Here is a 3,210-nt window from a genome sequence, read left to right on the forward strand (position 1 = left end):
AGAAACACAGGAAGATGACACAGAACTTGTAGCAGTCATCGCAGCAGCGATCGCGGCATCAGAAGGTACAAGTACCGACGGCTTTGTTGTTCGGAGCATTCGCCGCCGCAGATCAAATAAATGGAATTAAGGATAACCGGATCAGGAGGATATAAAAATGAAAAATTACACAATTACTGTGAATGGAAATGTATATGATGTAACTGTAGAAGAAAACGCAGGAGGAGCAGCACCGGCACCAGCTGCAGCACCGGCTCCGAAAGCACCGGCAGCCCCGAAGGCAGCACCAGCACCAAAACCGGCTGCAAAAGCAGTGGGAGCAGGAGCAATCCAGGTGAAAGCAGGTGCAGCAGGAAAAGTATTTAAAATTGAGGCAAATGTCGGACAGAATGTAAAAAGAGGCGACGCTGTTGTCATTATTGAAGCCATGAAAATGGAAATTCCGGTTGTGGCACCAGAAGACGGAACAGTTGCAAGCATTGATGTGGCTGTCGGTGATGCGATTGAGGCTGGAGCAGTGCTGGCTACCTTAAACTAGGCAGTATATGTGAGCACTGCAGAGGTACTTTTGAAACACGACTGGAGGTTAAAAAATGGATTATATTATAACAACATTGGGAAACCTCGTGCAGCAGACAGCTTTCCTCAATCTGACATGGGGAAATCTTATCATGATTGCTGTTGCATGTTTTTTCCTGTTTCTTGCAATCAGACATGGATTTGAACCTCTGCTGTTAGTGCCGATCGCTTTTGGTATGCTGCTTGTTAATATCTATCCCGATATTATGCTGCATGCAGATGAGGCTGCTAACGGTACAGGTGGACTTCTCTATTATTTCTATGTGTTGGATGAATGGTCTATCCTTCCGTCACTGATTTTCCTGGGTGTCGGAGCGATGACAGACTTTGGACCATTGATCGCAAATCCGAAGAGTTTTCTTCTCGGGGCAGCGGCGCAGTTTGGTATTTTTGCAGCATATCTGGGAGCGATGGCTATGGGCTTTTCAGACAAAGCTGCAGCGGCTATTGCAATTATCGGAGGGGCAGACGGACCGACTTCTATCTTCCTTGCAGGTAAATTGCAGCAAACAGCTATTTTGGGACCGATTGCCGTAGCGGCTTACTCCTATATGGCGCTTGTTCCTATTATTCAACCGCCTGTTATGAAGCTCTTGACAACGGAAAAAGAGCGGAAGATTAAGATGGAGCAGCTTCGTCCTGTTTCCAAGCTGGAGAGAATCCTGTTCCCGATCATCGTAACGATCGTTGTTTGTATGATTCTTCCTACAACGGCACCACTGGTTGGTATGCTTATGCTTGGCAACCTGTTCCGCGAATCCGGTGTGGTAAGACAGCTTACGGAGACTGCATCCAATGCACTGATGTATATCGTAGTTATTCTGCTTGGCACATCGGTAGGAGCGACTACAAGTGCAGAGGCATTTTTGAATCTGGATACCCTTAAGATCGTAGCCCTTGGACTGATCGCCTTTATTTTCGGTACAGCAGCCGGTGTCCTTCTTGGAAAGCTGATGTGCGTACTGACAAAGGGCAAGGTTAATCCGCTGATCGGTTCTGCGGGAGTATCGGCAGTTCCTATGGCGGCCAGAGTTTCACAGAAGGTCGGATCAGAGGCTGACCCCACAAACTTCCTTCTGATGCACGCTATGGGACCAAACGTTGCAGGTGTAATTGGTACGGCAGTTGTTGCCGGAACATTCATGGCTATTTTCGGTGTAATGTAATAAGATAAATGGAGGAAGAAATAATGGCAGAAATTCAGAAAAAACCAATTAAAATAACAGAAACCATTCTGCGTGATGCCCATCAGTCTCTGATCGCTACCCGCATGACAACGGAACAGATGCTGCCGATCATTGATAAAATGGATAAAGTAGGGTATCACTCTGTAGAGTGCTGGGGCGGTGCTACTTTTGATGCGTCCCTTCGTTTCCTGAAGGAAGATCCGTGGGACCGTCTTCGTAAATTCCGTGACGGATTTAAGAACACCAAGCTTCAGATGCTCTTCCGGGGACAGAATATTCTTGGATACCGTCCTTATGCAGATGACGTTGTAGAATATTTTGTTCAGAAATCTGTAGCAAATGGAATTGATATTATACGTATTTTTGACTGTCTGAACGATCTTCGTAATCTGCAGACAGCAGTAAAAGCAGCAAATAAGGAAAAGGCAGATGCACAGGTTGCGCTTTCCTATACCCTTGGGGATGCCTATACACTGGAATACTGGGTAGATATTGCCAAGAGAATTGAGGATATGGGTGCAAATTCTATCTGTATCAAGGATATGGCGGGACTTCTTCTGCCATATGAGGCTACAGAGCTTATTACCGCGCTGAAAGAGGCGGTTGATCTTCCGATCCAGCTGCATACACATTACACATCCGGCGTAGCATCTATGACTTATCTGAAAGCAGTAGAGGCAGGTGTGGATGTGATCGATACTGCAATGTCTCCGTTTGCGCTTGGAACTTCACAGCCGGCTACGGAAGTTATGGTAGAGACCTTCCGCGGAACTCCTTATGATTCCGGGCTGGATCAGAAACTTCTTGCAGAGATTGCAGATTACTTCCGTCCGATCCGCGACGAAGCGTTGGACAGCGGACTTCTGAATCCGAAGAACCTTGGAGTAAATATCAAGACACTTCTCTATCAGGTGCCTGGCGGAATGCTTTCCAATCTGACTTCCCAGCTGAAGGAGCAGGGAGCAGAGGATCGTTACTATGAAGTGCTTGAAGAAGTTCCGAAAGTAAGAAAGGATCTTGGAGAACCGCCGCTTGTCACACCTTCTTCACAGATCGTAGGAACACAGGCTGTGTTTAATGTTCTGATGGGAGAACGATATAAGATGGCAACAAAGGAGACAAAGGATGTGTTAAGCGGAAAATACGGCGCTACAGTTAAGCCTTTTAATCCGGATGTTGTAAAGAAAGTTCTGGGAGATAATCCGGAGATCATTACCTGCCGTCCGGCAGACCTTCTTGAGGATGAGCTGGATACGCTCCGCAAAGAGTGTGAACAATGGATTCAGCAGGATGAGGATGTCCTGACTTACGCATTATTCCCGCAGGTTGCAACGGATTTCTTCAAGTACCGTGAAGCACAGCAGACAAAGATAGATGTAGATATGGCAGATACAAAGAGCGGAAGTTATCCGGTATAATCGGAATAATGTTGAAAAAATCCGGT

Annotated in this window: 3 protein-coding genes and 1 pseudogene; all 4 read left to right on the top strand. The window is 46.5% G+C overall.

The features are described 5' to 3' along the window. Nucleotides 1-130, top strand: a pseudogene (locus WJ238_RS00105) (OadG family transporter subunit); the annotation flags it as partial. A 27-nt stretch (nucleotides 131-157) separates the two neighbouring features. Further along, nucleotides 158-538 carry a biotin/lipoyl-containing protein gene (locus tag WJ238_RS00110; protein ID WP_316268978.1) on the top strand — a complete coding sequence of 127 codons (381 nt, stop codon included), beginning with the start codon at nucleotides 158-160 and terminating at the stop codon, nucleotides 536-538. 55 nt (nucleotides 539-593) lie between these two features. After that, nucleotides 594-1,745, top strand: a complete 1,152-nt coding sequence (locus tag WJ238_RS00115; protein WP_256193604.1) for a sodium ion-translocating decarboxylase subunit beta — start codon at nucleotides 594-596, stop codon at nucleotides 1,743-1,745. Between the two features lie 23 nt (nucleotides 1,746-1,768). After that, on the top strand, nucleotides 1,769-3,184 hold the full coding sequence (locus WJ238_RS00120) for an oxaloacetate decarboxylase subunit alpha (RefSeq protein WP_230106041.1): 1,416 nt from the start codon (nucleotides 1,769-1,771) through the stop codon (nucleotides 3,182-3,184). The last annotated feature ends 26 nt before the right edge of the window (nucleotides 3,185-3,210 follow it).

The sequence above is a fragment of the Claveliimonas sp. genome (assembly GCF_037273965.1).
GTDB lineage: Bacteria > Bacillota > Clostridia > Lachnospirales > Lachnospiraceae > Claveliimonas > Claveliimonas bilis.

Coding starts and splice junctions, on each gene's coding strand:
- WJ238_RS00110 (WP_316268978.1), top strand. CDS start 158: ATGAAAAATTACACAATTACTGTGAATGGAAATGTATATGATGTAACT.
- WJ238_RS00115 (WP_256193604.1), top strand. CDS start 594: ATGGATTATATTATAACAACATTGGGAAACCTCGTGCAGCAGACAGCT.
- WJ238_RS00120 (WP_230106041.1), top strand. CDS start 1,769: ATGGCAGAAATTCAGAAAAAACCAATTAAAATAACAGAAACCATTCTG.